The following is a 16,764-nucleotide window of genomic DNA, read 5'->3' on the forward strand; positions in this document are numbered from 1 at the left end:
GGGCAGGGGGTGTGTGCGCAAACGAAGAATCTTCAGGACTTCATTCTGCAAATGAATGAGATGACGTGAATATGACAAAAAACCGCCAACGAAGAATTTCATTTTCCGACGGTTTTCCTAACTAATTCTTCACGGAGTCGGCCCCATCCGGCATGAAAGAATCGTCACGTTCGCAGGGATGAAAACGCCGTTTCGCACATCACACACATAAAAAAATGTTCAGGGGCCGTCGTTAATGAAAATTTCTACACTGGCGTTATCCATCACCGCCGCCGTTCTTGCACAACAGGCTTGGGCAGATGATTTCGGGCTCGGTTCGCTGGGCACCGGCAACGGACACAGCGGTTTCCTTGAGGACAGCCATGCGTCCGTGAGTTCGCGGACCATGTACTACAGCGCCGATAACCGTTCGGGGACCAACAACGATCTGCGTGAAGCCGCCACCGCGCTGCGCTTTGACTACAAGTCCGGTTTCACCCAGGGCACCGTTGGTGTCGGTTTCGACGTGATGGCCTTTGGCGCCCTGCGTCTGGACGGTGGCGATGGCCATACGGCGGGCGCAGGCTTGGCGGGCAATGGCAACAGCTTCTTCCCGACCAAGAACAACGGCACCGAACCCGCCGATGCGTTTGGACGCGCGGCAGGCAATGTGAAGTTCCGCATTTCCCAGACCGAGTTGCATGTCGGTGGCGGCCTGGCGCCGGTGTTGCCGATCCTGGTGTCCAACGATAGCCGTGTGGCCCCGCAAACCTTTGACGGCGGCATCCTCACCTCCAGCGATATTCCCAACGTCACCTTCACCGGGGGTGAACTGAACCGCGTCGAAGGCCGCGCCTCCAGCAATTCCACAGGTTTGAGCGTGGCGGGTGGCCAGCGCGACAGCGACAGCTTCAAGTTCGGTGGGGTGGACTACAAGCCGTTTGGTTCCTCCGACAACGTCATCGCGAAAAACCTGACGTTGCAGTACTACTACGCCCAACTCCAAGACTTCTACAAACAGAACTACTTCGGCCTGGTCCACGTATTGCCGCTGGGCAATGACCAATCGTTCAAGACCGACCTGCGCTACTTCGACAGCAGCAGTGACGGCAAGAACGGCCAGAGTGGCTACCAGTTCAACAACAACGGTGGCTACGCCAAGCACGCCAATGAAGTGGACAACAAAACCTACAGTGCGGCCTTCACCTACCAACTGGGCGGCAGCAGCCTGATGCTTGGCCATATTGGCGTGGGCGACGACGGCGGCTTTGTGTGGGTGAACCAGGGCAGCCTGGCCGACCCGCATGCGCAGGGTGCTGGCGGCAGCGATTTCTACCTGTTCACCGACGCCGTGGTCGGCCAGTTCTCCCGTGCGGGCGAGCAGGTCAACTTTGGTCAGTACTCGTATGACTTCAAGGCCTACGTGCCCGGCCTGAAGGCTTCCGTGGCTTACCTGGATGGCCGGGACATCAAGTCCAAGGTGGCTGGTGGCCCTGACCAGAAAGAAAACGAAGCCGACTTCCGTCTGGACTACGTTGTGCAGGCCGGTCCTCTGAAAGGTTTCGGGACGACTTTGCGGACTGGCACCTACCACGGCAAGAACACTGGTACTGCCGATCAGGATCAAACCCGCCTGATCTTCAACTACACCTACGCGATCTTCTAAACCTTCATGTGCACACGGGTGTGGATGGGTCCTACACTGCTCCCTACCTTGTAGGCGCCGGAGGACCGCATGACGGCCACGCCCGTAACCCGAATAACCGACACCACCGAAGGCCAGCGCCTGGCGACTCAGGACGCCGAGCGCTGGCGCGAGTGGGGCCCGTATTTAAGCGAGCGCCAGTGGGGCACGGTACGCGAGGACTACAGCGCCGACGGCGACGCCTGGGCGTATTTCCCACACGAACATGCGCGCAGCCGCGCCTACCGTTGGGGCGAGGATGGCCTGGCCGGTTTCAGCGACAACGCGCAACGCTGGTGCCTGGGCCTGGGGCTGTGGAACGAGCGCGACGCGATCATCAAGGAACGTCTGTTCGGCCTGAACAACGCCGAGGGCAACCACGGCGAGGACGTCAAGGAACTGTATTTTTTCGTCGATGGCGTGCCGAGTCATGCCTACATGCGCATGCTGTATAAATACCCGCACGCGGCCTTTCCCTACGCCGACTTGATCGCCGAGAACGCCCGCCGTGGGCTGGGCGATGCCGAATACGAAATCCTCGACACCGGGGTGTTTGAAGACAACCGTTACTGCGATGTCAGCGTCGAATACGCCAAGCATCAGCCCGACGATATTTTCATGCGCGTCACCGTGCACAACCGTTCGGATCAGCCGACACGCTTGCAGGTATTGCCCCAGGTGTGGGCGCGCAACGACTGGAGCTGGACCTTTGATGCGCCAGTGCCGCGCCTGGTACTCGACGGCGAACAGGTGCTAGCGCGTCATCATGAGCTGCCGGATCGTTACCTCAGTGCCTGGGGCCAGGATGGGGTGGAGTGGTTGTTCTGTGAGAACGAGAGCAACCACCCTCGTTTGGATGGGCTACCGGCGCCGGGGCCGTTCAAGGACGGGATCAACGATTATGTGGTGGGCGGCGTCCAATCGGCGATCCGACGGGACAGCGGCACCAAGGTCGCTGCGCGGTTCGTCCTCGAATTGGCAGGCTTGCAAAGCACAACCCTCTACCTGCGTTTTGCGCCGGTGGCCGCGCCTGAGGTCAATGCGCGCAAGCTGTTTGAGCTGCGGCGCCAGGAGGCCGACGATTTCTACGCAGCCTTGCAACAGGGCATCGCGTCTGAGGATGCACGCAACGTACAGCGTCAGGCATTGGCCGGTTTGTTGTGGTCCAAGCAGCTGTATTATTTCGACGTCAACCAATGGCTCGACGGCGACCCAGCCCAGCCCGCGCCGCCGGCCGAGCGGTTGCATATCCGCAACAGCCATTGGCGGCACCTGTCCAACTTCGACATCCTGTCCATGCCAGACACCTGGGAGTACCCCTGGTATGCCTCCTGGGACCAGGGCTTCCAGGCGGTGGCGATTGCGCTGATTGATCCGGCCTACGCCAAGAAACAATTGCTGCTGCTGGTCAAAGACCGCTTCATGCACCCCAATGGCCAGTTGCCGGCGTATGAGTGGCGCTTCGACGACGCCAACCCACCGGTACATGCCTGGGCCAGTTGGCGCGTGTACCAGCAGGATAAGGCGCTGACCGGCGTAGGCGACATGGACTTCCTGGAGCGGATCTTCCACAAGCTGCTGTTGAATTTTTCCTGGTGGGTCAATCGCAAGGATGCCGAGGGGCGCAACCTGTTCCAGGGTGGTTTCCTCGGCTTGGACAACATTGCCTTGTTCGACCGCTCGGCCGCGCTGCCGCCGGGGTATCAGCTGGATCAGGCGGATGGCACGGCGTGGGTCGCGGCATATGCCCTTGACTTGATGCGCATGGCTCTGGAGCTGGCCAGGCGAAATGTGGTGTACGTCGACATCGCGGTGAAGTTTTTCGAGCACTTCCTGTATATCGCTGGCGCCATCAATCGCGTGGATGACAGCGCCGAAGGTCTGTGGGATGAGCAGGACCTGTTCTTCTACGATGTGCTGCGCCGCCCAGACGGCAACAATGAACCGGTGCGCCTGCGTTCGATAGTCGGGCTGATGCCGCTGTTTGCGGTGCTGGTGCTGGAGCAGCGCGAGCATGAAGGTCTGGAAGGGTTGCGCGAGCGTTTGTTGGGCTTTATGAAGCACCGCCCGGACCTGGCCAAATTGGTCTCGCGGTGGAACGAGCCGGGGCAGGGTAATCGCCTGTTGCTGGCACTGCTGCGCGGCGAACGTACCAAGGACCTGCTGCGGCGCATGCTGGATGAACGTGAGTTTTTGTCGGCGTTTGGTGTGCGCTCCCTGTCCAAGGCGTTTGCCGAGCAACCGCTGGCCCTGAAGATGAATGGCAACACCCTGTGTGCCAGCTACCAGCCTGGTGAATCCGATTCGCGGTTGTACGGCGGAAATTCCAACTGGCGCGGGCCGTTGTGGATGCCGGTGAATTACATGCTGATCGAATCGCTGCGGGAATTTCACCGCTACTACGCCGACAGCTTCTCCGTGGAGTACCCCACGGGCAGTGGTTATCTGGCGTCGCTTGAGGACGTGGCTGACGGGCTCAGTGAGCGGCTGACGGGGTTGTTTCTACGCGATGAAAATGGCCTGCGGCCATCGATGGCGGGGTATGCGCAGTTGCAGGCGGACCCGGCGAGTTGTGACCTGGTGTTGTTCCATGAGTATTTCCATGGAGAGACAGGGCGCGGCCTGGGGGCGTCGCATCAGACGGGGTGGAGTGCGTTGGTGGCGTTGTTGCTGCAACCGAAAGCCTGAACATCACGGTGAATCAAAATGTGGGAGCGGGCTTGCTCGCGAAGGCGGTGTATCAGTCACAGATCGATCAACTGATAGTCCGCATTCGCGAGCAAGCCCGCTCCCACACAAGCACGCCCCACAGGGATTCAGGGTTGCCCGTGAATCAGGAAGGGAACAGCTCGCTCAACTTCATTGCCAGCATCATGTCGCCTTCGGTGCGCAGCTTGCCACCCATGAAGGCCTGCATGCCGTCGGTGGAACCGTCAACGATGCCTTCCAGGGTTTCGCTGTCCATGACCAGCGTTACTTGTGCGTCTGGGTTTTCGCCTTCCTGCAGTTCGCAGGTCTTGTCTTTGACGATCAGCGAGAAGTTCTTGGTGTCGTCGATGCGGAAACCGAATACCAGGTCCAGGCCGTCAGCGGCGCTTGGGTTGAATTTGGCTTTCATTGCTTCTACAGCTTTGGCTACGTCAGTCATGGTTTCGATCCTTTTATGGTGAGTCCAGTGACCTTGGGGTCACGGTTGGCCGCAGCTCATCGGAAGGTGATGAGTTGCGGCGCCTTCAACAGTTGCAAGTGGGAGTGGCTGTTGAAGGAAGCCAGGGCCACCTCGCGACCGCGGAATTTCAGCTGGTTGAGCGAGGTGTTAACAATTTGCCAGTTCAGTTCGAAGGCCTGGGCAGCGGGCATCCGGGTAATCAGGTGGAGCAGGGCGGTGATGGTGCCGCCGGAGGTGAACACGGCGATTTTCTGCGCGTTGTCCGCCGCTTCAAGAATGCGCTGCAGGCCACCCTGGACCCGCTCGACAAACCCCAGCCAGCTTTCCAGGCCCGGCGGATCATAGGTGCCGGCCAGCCAGCGCTCGATGATCAGGGCGAAGATGCGCTGGAATTCGCTGCGGTTCTGCGCGGCATTGCGCAGGATCTCCAGGGCTTCGGGTTCGGTGGTGAGCAGGTCGGGGAGCAGGGCGCGGATGATCGCATCGGCGTCGAACTCGTTGAAGGCGCTGTCTACCTCCAAGGCCGGCACCGGCAGGCCGAGGGCGCTGTATTGATCGAACGCGGCGCTGGCGGTGTGCTGCTGGCGACGCAGGTCGCCGGCGATGCAGCGGTCGAACGTCAGGCCCAGTTCGGCCAGGTGACGCCCGAGCACTTGCGCTTGTTCCACGCCGACGGGCGACAGGACGTCATAGTCGTCTGCACCGAAGGAGGCTTGGCCATGTCGAATCAGATAGATGCTGCCCACGTCCGTTTTCCCGGTACGTTGAAAGTCTGGCGAGGTTATGGGGATGCCTGCGAGCTGTCAATGGAAAAACATACGCTTGTTTTAAAAGCTCGTTGGAACGCTCCGTTGCTGGCGGTTTGATCACTGGCTCGAACGCGGTGCCGCCGGTATGCTTGGGCAATCCGCGCCTGGCGCACTGCACTTGTAAGGAGAAACATGGATTTCCTGGCCGAATACGCGAGCTTTCTGGCGAAGACCGTCACCCTGGTGGTCGCTATTCTGGTGGTACTGATCAGCTTCGCGGCATTGCGCAGCAAAGGTCGTCGCAAGTCCGCCGGCCAATTGCAGGTCAGCAAACTCAATGATTTCTACAAGGGCCTGCGTGAGCGCCTGGAATCAACCCTGCTCGACAAGGACCAGCTCAAGGCCCTGCGCAAGTCCGAAAGCAAAGCCGAAAAGAAGAACAGCAAGAAAAAGCCCGAGGCCAAGCCACGGGTGTTCGTGCTGGATTTCGACGGCGACATCAAGGCCTCGGCCACCGAGAGCCTGCGCCATGAAATCACCGCGTTGCTCAGCCTCGCCACGCCTAAGGACGAAGTGGTCCTGCGCCTGGAAAGCGGCGGCGGCATGGTGCACAGCTACGGCCTGGCCTCGTCGCAACTGGCGCGGATCCGCCAGGCGGGCGTGCCGTTGACCGTGTGCATCGACAAGGTTGCGGCCAGCGGCGGCTACATGATGGCGTGCATCGGCGAGAAAATTATCAGCGCCCCGTTTGCCATTCTCGGTTCGATTGGCGTGGTGGCGCAGTTGCCCAACGTCAACCGCCTGCTGAAAAAACACGACATCGACTTTGAAGTGCTGACCGCCGGCGAGTACAAGCGCACCCTCACGGTGTTTGGCGAAAACACCGAGAAGGGCCGCGAGAAGTTCCAGGAAGACCTGGACATCACCCATCAACTGTTCAAGAACTTCGTGTCGCGCTATCGCCCACAGTTGGCGATTGATGAAGTCGCGACCGGAGAGGTGTGGCTGGGTGTTGCAGCGCTGGACAAGCAACTGGTCGATGAGCTGCAAACCAGCGACGAATACCTGGCGACCAAGGCCAAGACCGCCGAGGTGTTCCACCTGCACTATGCCGAGCGCAAGAGCTTGCAGGAACGTGTCGGCCTGGCGGCCAGCGGTTCCGTGGACCGGGTGCTGCTGACCTGGTGGAACCGTCTGACCCAGCAGCGGTTTTGGTAACCCGACCCCTCGGATCCAAGTGATCCCTTGTGGGAGCGGGCTTGTGTGGGAGCGGGCTTGCTCGCGAAAGCGGTGTACCAGTCACCGGATTTAGCGACTGACACTCCTCATTCGCGAGCAAGCCCGCTCCCACACACGCCCGCTCCCAGATTGATCGGGTGTCGCATCAACATGCCCACCACCAGCGCCCCTAGCAACCCCAATAATCCTGCGACCCACAGCACCCCGCCAAACCCACCGACAAACGCCTGCCGGGCCAACGGTTGCACACTGGCGCGTGCTGGCTCCGGTAACAGCGCCATCGCCGCCGGCATGTCGCCCGCCACCACCCGCGACGCTATGCCGGCCACTTGCGCCTGCCACTGCCCACCGATGCTCGTGCTCAACAACTGCTCGCTCTGACTATTGAGCAGCGCGCCATATACCCCAATGGCCAGCATGATCGCGCTGAAACGCATGGTGGTACTCATCCCCGAGGCCATCCCGGCGCGGTCGCGCGGCACGCAGGCCATGATGTTTTTCTGGGTGTCGCCATTGAGCAAACCCGCGCCGGCGCCAGTGATGGCAATCGCCAGGGCGAAGGGCAGGTAGCCCCCCACATTCACCGCCCAGGCGCTGAGCAGGTTGCCGCAGCCCACCAGGGTCAAACCGATGGCCATCATGGTCGCAGGCGCAAAGCGTCCGGCCAGGCGTGCGCCGATGCGTGGGCACACCAGCATAGTCAGGGCAAATGGCAGCATGCCCAGGCCCGAAGTGATTGCGGAGAAACCCAGGCCGTTCTGCAGGTAGAACGGCAGTAATGTCATCATCACCTGGGCACAACCGGCGTAGGCAAACATCCCCAGCAACGCGCCGATAAAGCGCGGATGACGAAACAGTTGCAAGTCCACCATCGGTCGCTGTTGCAAGCGTTCGACCAGCACAAACACGCCCAACAGCACTGCACCACCCAGCAGGCGTGCATAGGTCAGCGGACTGTCCCAACCTATGCGGTTCGCTTCGATCAGTCCCCAGATCAGGCACAACAGGCTGGCACTGAAGGCCAGGCTGCCCCACGGATCGAGCCGGGCCGATTGGGTGTCGCGGGATTCCGGGATCGCGCGCAGCACCAGAGCCATCAGCGCCAGGCCCACAGGCAGGTTGAGGTAGAAAATCCAGCGCCAGCCCAGGTACTCGGTGATCAAGCCGCCCAGGGTCGGCGCGGCGGTCATCGCCACTCCCATGCACGCACCCCAGAACGCCCAGGCCTTGGCGCGCTCCACTTCATCGTGGAAGGTATGGCCGATGGAGGCCAAGGCCGCGGTCAGCAACAGCGCGGCGCCGACGCCTTTGACAGCACGTGCGGCATCCAGCAGCAACGCGGTCGGGGCGGCGCCACAGCCTAGGGAGGCGAGGATAAAAATACCCAGGCCCCAGACCAGCGAGCGTTTGCGCCCGAAACGGTCGGCGAGGCTGCCGGCCGGCAACAGCAGCGCGGCGAAGGCGAGCATGTAGGCGCTGACCACCCATTCGATGTCGGCGAAGTTGGCCCCAAGGTCGCGGGCGATACTCGGCAGGCTCACGGCGACGATATTGGTGTCGAGCACAATCAGCGAGCAGACGCCGGAAGCGGTCAACAGGGTCAGGCGCGGGCTGACCGGGTTCATGATCCGATTACCTTGCAGGCAATGAGTGGTTTGAAGTGGATATGCATCGCAAAGGCTCTGTGCTGTTAGGATGGTCCCAGCTTATCGCCAGCACTTGGCGCCTTTGTTAGGCGCCACGTACAACTTCATTACCTTTGAGCTAACCCTGCGATGGACATCCGCCATTTCCGCTATTTCCTGGCTGTTGCCCGGCACTGCAACTTCACCCGCGCCGCTGAGCAACTGGGGATCGCGCCGCCGACCTTGAGTCGGCAGATCCAGGACATGGAAACCGCTCTGGGTACGCGCTTGTTTATCCGTCAACAGCGCGAGGTCAGCCTGACCGAAGCGGGCGCGGCCCTGATGCCGGAAGCCGAAGCTACCGTGCGCCAATTCGAGCTCGCTCAGCGTAAGGCCCAGCGAGCCGGGCGTGGTGAAATCGGCCATATCGAGTTGGGCTATGTGGCGTCCGCGGTGTATAGCGGGCTGTTGCAACGGCAGATGCAGGCGTTCGGCCAGGCATTTGCCGATGTCAGTGTGAATGTGCGCGAGTGCGCCATGGCTACGCTGCCGGGCGCGGTGGCGGATGGGCGCTATGACATCGGCTACGTTCGTTCGCCCATGACCCTGCCCGATGGCGTAGAAGCGGTGCGCCTGGACAGTGAAGGTTTTGTCCTCGCACTGCCCCAGGATTCCTGGCTGTTGGGCCTGAAGGCCATCGGTTGTGAACACCTGCAAAATGAAACCTTCATCTTGCCCGAGCAGATCAGCGGCACCCTGCATGTCGCGACCCAGGGCGGTTTTGCGCCACGCCTGGGCCCGCAGCCAGGTGGTTTGGTCGCGGTGTTGGCGCTGGTTTCGCTGGGGCAAGGGGTGGCGGTGGTGCCGTCATCGGTGGTGGGACATGTGGCCTTGCCGAACGTGGTCTACCGGCCGATTCAAGGCAGTGAGGCGTCGTCGTGGTTGTCGCTGATCCACCGGCGCTTCGAAAAAGCCCCCGCCGTGGCGCGGTTTATCCAGTTGGCCAAGGCGGCCGGCCGGACATGATTACAGATCTTGTAATAGTTTTGCGCTGTAGGAAATTTGCTTTGCGGTTGTACGATTCAAGTCCTTTTCTTGTCGCAGGACTTGCATGAACACCCTCTCGGAGCCCCCCAGTCGTCTTTCCCCAAGACATCCGCTGCCGCCGTTTCCGCTCAAGCACCCCGTATTTCGACTGCTAGTCTTGTCCCGGTCCACTGACCGCGCATTGCCGTGTCCGGCATTCTGATAATCGAACAAAGAGACTCTATAAATGGAATGGTTAGCGGATCCAACGGCCTGGCTCGGCCTGTTGACTTTGATTGTGCTGGAACTGGTGCTGGGTATCGACAACCTGGTGTTTATCGCCATCCTGGCAGACAAACTGCCGCCGGAGCAGCGTGACCGTGCGCGGTTGATCGGTTTGTCCCTGGCGTTGCTGATGCGCCTGGGCTTGCTGGCGAGTATTTCGTGGTTGGTGACGCTTACCCAGCCGTTGTTCGAAGTGTTCGACAAGAGCTTCTCCGGTCGCGACCTGATCATGCTGTTTGGTGGTGTGTTCCTGTTGTTCAAGGCCACCATGGAATTGCATGAGCGCCTCGAAGGTCATGTGGCCCAGCGTACGGGCAATGTGGCCTACGCGATGTTCTGGCCGATCGTGGCGCAGATCGTGGTGCTCGACGCGGTGTTCTCCCTCGATGCGGTGATCACCGCCGTGGGCATGGTCGATGAGTTGGCAGTGATGATGATCGCGGTGATCATTTCCATCGGCCTGATGATCGTCGCGAGCAAGCCGTTGACCCGCTTCGTCAACGCGCACCCGACGGTGATCATGCTCTGCCTGGGCTTCTTGATGATGATCGGTTTCGCCCTGACCGCCGAAGGCCTGGGCTTCCATATTCCCAAGGGCTACTTGTATGCGGCCATCGGTTTTTCGATCCTGATCGAGGTGTTCAACCAGATTGCCCGTGCCCGCCGCAAGAAGTCGGCGCAAGGCGTGCTGCCGGTGCGTGAGCGCACCGCCCATGCGGTAATGCGTTTGCTGGGCGGTCGCAGCCTGGCGGTGGAAGAGGTCGGTGAAGAGGTGGCCGACTTGCTTGGTGAGCCCGATACCGCCCAGGGCCCGCTGTTTGATCGCCGCGAGCGCGTGATGATCAGCGGTGTGCTGCAATTGGCCGAGCGGCCGATTCGTACGCTGATGACGCCGCGCGCCAAGGTTGATTACATCGATCTGGCGGACGATGCAGAGACGATTCGCCTGAAACTGATGCATTCGTCCTACTCGCGTCTGCCGTTGATCCGCAACGGCGCGGTGGATGAACCGCTGGGTTTTGTGCACAAGAAGGAACTGCTCAAGGAATACCTGGCCGGCAACCAGCCGAACCTGGAACACCTGGCACGCCGGGCGATCAATCTGCTGGAGAGTTTTTCGATCCTCAACGCCCTGGAGCAGATGCGCCAGGAGTCCACCCACATCGCCTTCGTGATCAACGAGTTCGGTGACTTCATGGGCGTGTTGAGCATGACCGACATCCTTGAATCCATCGCCGGTGAATTGCCGGATGCCAGCGAAATCGAGGGGCCGGATATTGTCGAGGAGGGCGCCGGGTTCCGTGCCAATGGCGCAATGAACCTGAACCAACTGCGCCAGCGTACCGGCTTTCAGGCAGTGGCGACCGAGGATTACCAGACCCTCGCCGGCCTGGTGATGAGCCTGCTGGACCGCTTGCCAATGGTCGGCGACAGCCTGGCGTACGAAGGCTGGCGCCTGACCGTGGCCGCGGTCGAAGAGCGACGGGTCACTCAGGTGACGATGGTGCGTGAACCGTAAAGCAGTCCTTGCCTGCGTGTTTTGACACATACAGCGCCCGGTTGGCCTTGAACGGCACCGGGTTGAGGATGTCGCCATCCTTTACCTGGGTTCGGTCGAGACTGCCTTGAGCCGCGTAGATGGCCATCAGGGGTGTGCAAGGACTAGCGGGCGTAGCGGGCGAACGTGTCTTCAACGAATTGGTCTTGATCTTCTGGGGCGCCTAAACCCTTGAATGCCTCTTTCAACTCTCCGTTGAGGTAGATCAACCAGGTCGGGGTGCCCTTTACCTCCGGGTGGCGAGGAGTGTTTTCACAGTCAAGCACCATGCTCACGACCTCGGGGTAGTTGGCGGCAACCCTTTCAAACAGCGGCACGGCCTGAGAACAAGCGGGGCAGCGGGCTGAAACAAACAGCAAAAATACTGGGCGTGAGCTGCTCAGTACCTGTCGGTAGTCCTCGGCATTGGCAATCGTCGCAGTGGCAAGTCCCATGACAGCCTTCCTCTTGCGCGGCGGTAGTTGTCGCCAACGCTAAATCGAGGATTGAGCAGCGTCTACTGTCAATCTTCACAGGTCCCGGTCACGCTCCAAGCGCTCGCGGGCCTTGCGCGCCTGGCTCGCGCATTTCTTGTATTCCAGATTGTCCCGCGAGGCCTTGGCCTGGCGATAGCCGTGGTGGTTCTGGCTGGTGTAGTTGGTGCTCAAGGTGTCCTTGAGCTTGCGCAGTTCTTCCTTGCAGTCGCGGCGATCGTTGCTGGCGCAGGCGCTGCCGGCCACCAGCAAGGAAAGCAAAACCAGGGTAAGACGAAACTTCATCAGGGCACGGTCCTTGTAGGCGGGCATGTGCAAAGGCTAGCCGAGCATGGGGATTTTTCCACGGTGCGCGCGCACCGCAACGGTGCGCGGTAACGCTGTTTTGGCGCGCCCGACTGGGGCCTGTCACCGCAGTGTGTGGCCTGGGGTAGCACGGTGGGCGCAGATGCTGGCGTATCGCCGTATTGCCTGCGACGATTTATCTGGCTGATTTATAAAGAATTTATTCCCCGCGTATTTTTCTATTTCGGCGTGTGGCACACTTTCTGCTGTCTATTCCGTTGTTACATACTAAGTTCCGGTATAGCGGAATACACAACTCCTGGAGTGCTTGTCATGCATCACCGACCTTCCGTATTCAAAGCGTGTGTTTTTCTCTTCGCCGCCTCGGCGTCCCTCGCAAGCCAAGTGCAGGCGGCGGACAGCAAGCTCGATGATGTGCTCAAGCGTGGGCACTTGATCGTGGGTACAGGCAGTACCAATGCGCCGTGGCACTTCCAGGGAGCGGATGGCAAGTTGCAGGGGTTTGATATCGACATCGGCCGCATCGTGGCCAAGGGGTTGTTCAACGACCCGAGCAAAGTCGAATTTGTGGTGCAGTCGTCCGACGCACGGATTCCCAACCTGCTGACCAACAAGGTCGACATGAGTTGCCAGTTCATCACCGTCACCGCCAGCCGCGCTCAGCAGGTCGCGTTTACCCTGCCGTACTACCGCGAAGGCGTCGGCCTGCTATTGCCGAACAACAGCAAGTACAAAGAGATTGAAGACCTGCAAGCCGCTGGCGACGGCGTCACCGTGGCGGTGCTGCAAAACGTCTACGCCGAAGAACTGGTGCATCAGGCCCTGCCAAAAGCCAAGGTCGACCAATACGACAGCGTCGACCTGATGTACCAGGCTGTGAACTCCGGCCGCGCCGATGCCGCCGCCACCGACCAGTCCTCGGTCAAATACCTGATGGTGCAGAACCCTGGCCGCTATCGCAGCCCGACCTACGCCTGGAGCCCGCAGACCTACGCGTGCGCGGTCAAGCGTGGCGACCAGGACTGGCTGAACTTCGTCAACACCGCCCTGCATGAAGCCATGACCGGTGTCGAGTTCCCCACCTACCAAGCCTCGTTCAAGCAGTGGTTCGGCGTCGATCTACCATCGCCGGCGATTGGTTTTCCTGTCGAGTTCAAGTGATTCGTGACAACCGGGGCGCCGCGAACGGCGCCCCTATTAGGTATTGCTGACCATGAACTATCAGTTGAACTTTGCCGCCGTGTGGCGCGATTTCGACACTTTGCTGGCGGGGCTCGGCCTGGGCCTGCAGCTGGCACTGCTGTCGATCGCCATCGGTTGCGTGATCGGCCTGCTGATGGCGTTTGCCATGCTGTCCAAGCACCGCGCGTTGCGAATCTTCGCCTCGGTGTACGTGACAGTGGTGCGCAACACGCCGATCCTGGTGCTGATCCTGTTGATCTACTTTGCGCTGCCGTCGTTGGGCATCCGCCTCGACAAAATCCCGTCCTTCATCATCACGCTGTCGCTGTACGCCGGTGCCTACCTGACCGAAGTATTCCGTGCCGGGCTGTTGAATATTCCCAAGGGGTTGCGTGAAGCCGGCCTGGCCATCGGCCTGGGCGAGTGGCGCATCCGTGCCTACATCACCGTGCCGGTGATGCTGCGCAACGTGCTGCCGGCGCTGTCGAACAACTTTATTTCGCTGTTCAAGGACACCTCGCTGGCCGCTGCCATTGCGGTGCCGGAGCTGACTTATTACGCCCGCAAGATCAACGTCGAAAGCTACCGGGTGATTGAAACCTGGCTGGTCACGACAGCGCTCTACGTGGCTGCCTGTTACCTCATTGCCATGCTGCTCCGTTACTTGGAACAGCGTCTGGCGATCCGTCGTTAAGGAGGGTTCCCATGTACGAGTCCCCCAGCTGGTTGCATGAGTTGTGGATCGCCCGGGATACCCTGTGGGCGGGCTTTCAAGCCAGCGTGTATGTGTCAGCGCTGGCGATTATCTTCGGCACCCTGATCGGCATCGTCGCCGGGTTGATCCTGACCTACGGCAAGTTCTGGATGCGGGCGCCGTTTCGCCTGTATGTGGATCTGATCCGTGGCACGCCGGTGTTTGTGCTGGTGCTCGCGTGTTTCTACATGCTGCCGGCGCTCGGTTGGCAAATCAGCGCGTTCCAGGCCGGTGCGGTCGGGTTGACACTGTTTTGCGGTTCTCACGTCTCGGAGATCGTGCGCGGCGCGCTGCAAGCCATCCCCCGTGGGCAACTGGAGGCGGGCAAGGCGATTGGCCTGACATTCCCACAGTCCCTGGCCTACGTGCTGCTGCCACAGGCACTGCGGCAGATCCTGCCGACGTGGGTCAATTCCTCCACGGAAATCGTCAAGGCCTCGACTTTGCTTTCGGTCATCGGCGTGGCCGAGTTGCTGTTGAGTACCCAGCAAGTCATCGCGCGTACCTTCATGACCCTGGAGTTCTATCTGTTCGCCGGGTTTCTGTTCTTTGTCATCAACTACGCCATCGAGTTATTCGGGCGCTACATTGAAAAGCGGGTGGCCTTGCCATGAACCAACCTCAAACAGAGCAAGCACTGCTCAACATTCGCGGCCTGCGTAAACAGTACGGCGACGTGGAAGTACTCAAGGGCGTCGACCTGAGCATGCAGCGCGGCAACGTGGTCACGTTGATCGGCTCCAGCGGCTCGGGCAAGACCACGCTGCTGCGCTGTGTCAACCTGCTGGAAGAGTTCCAGGGCGGGCAGATCACGCTTGACGGCGAGTCCATCGGTTACAGCGAAATCGCCGGCAAGCGCGTGCGTCACCCTGAGCGCGTGATCTCCCAGCACCGCGCAATGACCGGCATGGCGTTCCAGCAGTTCAACCTGTTCCCCCATTTGACCGCGTTGCAAAACGTCACCCTCGGCCTGCTCAAGGTCAAGAAGATGGGCAAGGACGAGGCCGTGGCATTGGCGGAAAAATGGCTCGACCGCGTAGGCTTGTTGGAGCGGCGCAACCATTTCCCCGGCCAGCTTTCCGGCGGCCAGCAACAGCGCGTGGCGATTGCCCGGGCGATTGCGATGAACCCCAGCCTGATGCTGTTCGATGAAGTCACCTCGGCCCTCGACCCGGAACTGGTTGGCGAAGTGCTCAGCGTGATCAAGGGCCTGGCGGAAGAGGGCATGACCATGTTGCTGGTCACCCACGAAATGCGCTTCGCCTATGAAGTGTCCGACAAGATCGTTTTCATGAACCAGGGCCGCATTGAAGAGCAGGGCTCGTCGAAGGACATCTTCGAGCGCCCGCAATCGCCGCGCCTGGCGGAATTTCTCAAGAACATTCGTTTTTAATCAGGAGGCTATTTTTATGAGCATTACTCGTTACGGCACCGGCAGCACTGCCGGCGGCGGCCAGCCACGTCCTTTCGCCCGTGCGGTGGAAGCGGACGGCTGGCTCTACGTCTCGGGCCAAGTGCCAGCGGTGGACGGTGAAATCATCAACGGTGGCATCGTCGAGCAAACCCGGCAGACCATGCGCAATGTGGTAGCGATCCTCGAAGAAGCCGGCTACGAGCTCAAAGACGTGGTCCGCGTTGGCGTATGGCTGGAAGACCCACGGGACTTCTGGAGTTTCAACAAGGTGTTCGGCGAATACTTCACCCCGGAACACGCACCGGCGCGCGCCTGTGTGCAGGCCAATATGATGGTCGATTGCAAGGTGGAGATCGATTGCGTGGCCTACAAGAAAAAAGGCTAAATGCAGCGATCTGAAGACCCCCGCAGCGCCAATGTGGGAGCTGGCTTGCCTGCGATGACGGAGTGTCAGGCAACCCATGCCTGACTGACCCACCGCTTTCGCGGGCAAGCCCGCTCCCACAGGGGTTCACTGTGCAGCATTACTACTATGACCGGACCGAAAACTGCCATGACCGAAGACACCATCAAACGCCGCGCCAAAGGCCTGGACCGGGCGTTCGATATTCTCGATTTCCTCAAGGAAATCGGCCAGCCCCTGCGCCCGAATGATATTGCCAGCGGCATCGGCAGCCCCAAGTCCACGGTCTACGAACTGGTCGCCTCGCTGCTGGAGCGACGCATTCTGGAGACGGTAGGCAAAGACGGTCACGTCTACCTTGGTCGCCAGCTGTATTTTCTCGGCCAGGCGCACCTGCGCCACTTCGACCTGACCCGCGAGGCCGACCACGCCTTGCAGGAAATCGTCAGCCAGACCCACGAAACCGCGCAGATGTGCCTGCTCAACGGGCGCAAATACACGGTGGCGCTGATGCGCGAGGGCGAGCGGCATTTCCGTATTTCTTCGGACATCGGCGAAAACGCGCCGATCCCCTGGACGGCCTCCGGGCGCCTGCTGCTGGGGCATCTGAGCGACCAGCAGATCATCGACCTGATCGACCAGGACGATTTCATCCTGCCGGACGGTGAGCGCTTGCCGCTGGAGACCTTCCTGGCACAGATCCGCCAGGCCACCCTCGATGGCTTCTTCTCCTTCGACAGCGTGGCCGACACCTTTACCCACTGTTTTGCCGCCCCGGTGCGGGACGCGCAAGGCATTAGCATTGCGACCCTGTGCATCGTCGCCCCAAGGGCCGATGCGCTGAAAAACTACAACGACTATCGCCGGGTGTTGATCGACAGCGCCAACAGCCTGGCCCGTCGCATCAACGAATAGGAG

General features: G+C 60.5%; 16 protein-coding genes. 11 read left to right on the forward strand and 5 right to left on the reverse strand.

What is annotated here, in order from left to right:
- Window positions 1-235: 235 nt before the first annotated feature.
- Complete coding sequence (locus LIY36_RS23215; protein ID WP_226457308.1) at window positions 236-1,645, forward strand: OprD family outer membrane porin; 1,410 nt, start codon at window positions 236-238, stop codon at window positions 1,643-1,645.
- Between the two features lie 69 nt (window positions 1,646-1,714).
- On the forward strand, window positions 1,715-4,351 hold the full coding sequence (locus LIY36_RS23220; protein ID WP_226457309.1) for an MGH1-like glycoside hydrolase domain-containing protein: 2,637 nt from the start codon (window positions 1,715-1,717) through the stop codon (window positions 4,349-4,351).
- A gap of 145 nt (window positions 4,352-4,496) precedes the next feature.
- Here the strand turns inward: LIY36_RS23220 and LIY36_RS23225 are convergent, their stop codons facing one another.
- Together LIY36_RS23225 and LIY36_RS23230 are read right to left on the reverse strand one after the other, a co-directional pair.
- Window positions 4,497-4,811, reverse strand: coding sequence for an SCP2 sterol-binding domain-containing protein (locus tag LIY36_RS23225; RefSeq protein ID WP_192300815.1), 315 nt, complete (start codon window positions 4,809-4,811; stop codon window positions 4,497-4,499).
- Window positions 4,812-4,867: 56 nt separating this feature from the next.
- Window positions 4,868-5,578: a histidine phosphatase family protein gene (locus tag LIY36_RS23230; protein ID WP_226457310.1), complete on the reverse strand. Its 711-nt coding sequence runs from the start codon at window positions 5,576-5,578 to the stop codon at window positions 4,868-4,870.
- Window positions 5,579-5,773: 195 nt separating this feature from the next.
- Between LIY36_RS23230 and sohB the strand changes: the two genes are divergently transcribed.
- Window positions 5,774-6,799, forward strand: a complete 1,026-nt coding sequence (gene sohB / locus LIY36_RS23235) for a protease SohB (protein ID WP_226457311.1) — start codon at window positions 5,774-5,776, stop codon at window positions 6,797-6,799.
- Window positions 6,800-6,906: 107 nt separating this feature from the next.
- On the opposite strand, the gene LIY36_RS23240 is transcribed toward sohB, so the two are convergent.
- Entirely contained in the window at window positions 6,907-8,445 is a 1,539-nt protein-coding gene (locus LIY36_RS23240) for an MFS transporter (protein ID WP_226457312.1), read from the reverse strand.
- A gap of 150 nt (window positions 8,446-8,595) precedes the next feature.
- Here LIY36_RS23240 and LIY36_RS23245 point away from each other — a divergent pair, with 150 nt between their 5' ends.
- Together LIY36_RS23245 and LIY36_RS23250 are read left to right on the forward strand one after the other, a co-directional pair.
- Entirely contained in the window at window positions 8,596-9,471 is an 876-nt protein-coding gene (locus LIY36_RS23245) for a LysR family transcriptional regulator (RefSeq protein ID WP_226457313.1), read from the forward strand.
- A 247-nt stretch (window positions 9,472-9,718) separates the two neighbouring features.
- Window positions 9,719-11,275 (forward strand): TerC family protein, encoded by a 1,557-nt coding sequence (locus tag LIY36_RS23250; protein WP_192300820.1) that lies wholly within the window; start codon window positions 9,719-9,721, stop codon window positions 11,273-11,275.
- A gap of 143 nt (window positions 11,276-11,418) precedes the next feature.
- Here the strand turns inward: LIY36_RS23250 and LIY36_RS23255 are convergent, their stop codons facing one another.
- Together LIY36_RS23255 and LIY36_RS23260 are read right to left on the reverse strand one after the other, a co-directional pair.
- Complete coding sequence (locus tag LIY36_RS23255) at window positions 11,419-11,748, reverse strand: thioredoxin family protein (protein ID WP_226457314.1); 330 nt, start codon at window positions 11,746-11,748, stop codon at window positions 11,419-11,421.
- 75 nt (window positions 11,749-11,823) lie between these two features.
- Entirely contained in the window at window positions 11,824-12,072 is a 249-nt protein-coding gene (locus LIY36_RS23260; RefSeq protein WP_226457315.1) for a hypothetical protein, read from the reverse strand.
- Between the two features lie 333 nt (window positions 12,073-12,405).
- On the opposite strand from LIY36_RS23260, the gene LIY36_RS23265 reads away from it, so the two are divergent.
- The 6 genes from LIY36_RS23265 (at window position 12,406) to LIY36_RS23290 (ending at window position 16,761) form a co-directional block, all read left to right on the forward strand.
- Window positions 12,406-13,254: a transporter substrate-binding domain-containing protein gene (locus tag LIY36_RS23265; protein ID WP_192300823.1), complete on the forward strand. Its 849-nt coding sequence runs from the start codon at window positions 12,406-12,408 to the stop codon at window positions 13,252-13,254.
- A gap of 52 nt (window positions 13,255-13,306) precedes the next feature.
- The gene (locus tag LIY36_RS23270) at window positions 13,307-13,969 is read left to right on the forward strand and encodes an amino acid ABC transporter permease (RefSeq protein WP_124526745.1); all 663 of its coding nucleotides are present in this window, start codon (window positions 13,307-13,309) and stop codon (window positions 13,967-13,969) included.
- Between the two features lie 11 nt (window positions 13,970-13,980).
- Entirely contained in the window at window positions 13,981-14,643 is a 663-nt protein-coding gene (locus tag LIY36_RS23275) for an amino acid ABC transporter permease (protein ID WP_226457316.1), read from the forward strand.
- Complete coding sequence (locus tag LIY36_RS23280) at window positions 14,640-15,422, forward strand: amino acid ABC transporter ATP-binding protein (RefSeq protein ID WP_226457317.1); 783 nt, start codon at window positions 14,640-14,642, stop codon at window positions 15,420-15,422. Before LIY36_RS23275 ends, LIY36_RS23280 begins: the two co-directional genes overlap by 4 nt.
- 16 nt (window positions 15,423-15,438) lie before the next feature.
- Window positions 15,439-15,828, forward strand: a complete 390-nt coding sequence (locus LIY36_RS23285) for a RidA family protein (RefSeq protein ID WP_078742925.1) — start codon at window positions 15,439-15,441, stop codon at window positions 15,826-15,828.
- A gap of 168 nt (window positions 15,829-15,996) precedes the next feature.
- Entirely contained in the window at window positions 15,997-16,761 is a 765-nt protein-coding gene (locus tag LIY36_RS23290) for an IclR family transcriptional regulator (protein ID WP_226457318.1), read from the forward strand.
- Window positions 16,762-16,764 lie beyond the last annotated feature (3 nt).

The sequence above is a fragment of the Pseudomonas sp. AF03-9 genome, assembly GCF_020515815.1.
Lineage (GTDB): Bacteria > Pseudomonadota > Gammaproteobacteria > Pseudomonadales > Pseudomonadaceae > Aquipseudomonas.

Coding starts and splice junctions, on each gene's coding strand:
- LIY36_RS23225 (WP_192300815.1), bottom strand. CDS start 4,811: ATGACTGACGTAGCCAAAGCTGTAGAAGCAATGAAAGCCAAATTCAAC.
- LIY36_RS23250 (WP_192300820.1), top strand. CDS start 9,719: ATGGAATGGTTAGCGGATCCAACGGCCTGGCTCGGCCTGTTGACTTTG.
- LIY36_RS23260 (WP_226457315.1), bottom strand. CDS start 12,072: ATGAAGTTTCGTCTTACCCTGGTTTTGCTTTCCTTGCTGGTGGCCGGC.
- LIY36_RS23245 (WP_226457313.1), top strand. CDS start 8,596: ATGGACATCCGCCATTTCCGCTATTTCCTGGCTGTTGCCCGGCACTGC.
- LIY36_RS23275 (WP_226457316.1), top strand. CDS start 13,981: ATGTACGAGTCCCCCAGCTGGTTGCATGAGTTGTGGATCGCCCGGGAT.
- LIY36_RS23240 (WP_226457312.1), bottom strand. CDS start 8,445: ATGAACCCGGTCAGCCCGCGCCTGACCCTGTTGACCGCTTCCGGCGTC.
- LIY36_RS23255 (WP_226457314.1), bottom strand. CDS start 11,748: ATGGGACTTGCCACTGCGACGATTGCCAATGCCGAGGACTACCGACAG.
- LIY36_RS23220 (WP_226457309.1), top strand. CDS start 1,715: ATGACGGCCACGCCCGTAACCCGAATAACCGACACCACCGAAGGCCAG.
- LIY36_RS23215 (WP_226457308.1), top strand. CDS start 236: ATGAAAATTTCTACACTGGCGTTATCCATCACCGCCGCCGTTCTTGCA.
- LIY36_RS23290 (WP_226457318.1), top strand. CDS start 15,997: ATGACCGAAGACACCATCAAACGCCGCGCCAAAGGCCTGGACCGGGCG.
- sohB (WP_226457311.1), top strand. CDS start 5,774: ATGGATTTCCTGGCCGAATACGCGAGCTTTCTGGCGAAGACCGTCACC.
- LIY36_RS23280 (WP_226457317.1), top strand. CDS start 14,640: ATGAACCAACCTCAAACAGAGCAAGCACTGCTCAACATTCGCGGCCTG.
- LIY36_RS23270 (WP_124526745.1), top strand. CDS start 13,307: ATGAACTATCAGTTGAACTTTGCCGCCGTGTGGCGCGATTTCGACACT.
- LIY36_RS23265 (WP_192300823.1), top strand. CDS start 12,406: ATGCATCACCGACCTTCCGTATTCAAAGCGTGTGTTTTTCTCTTCGCC.
- LIY36_RS23285 (WP_078742925.1), top strand. CDS start 15,439: ATGAGCATTACTCGTTACGGCACCGGCAGCACTGCCGGCGGCGGCCAG.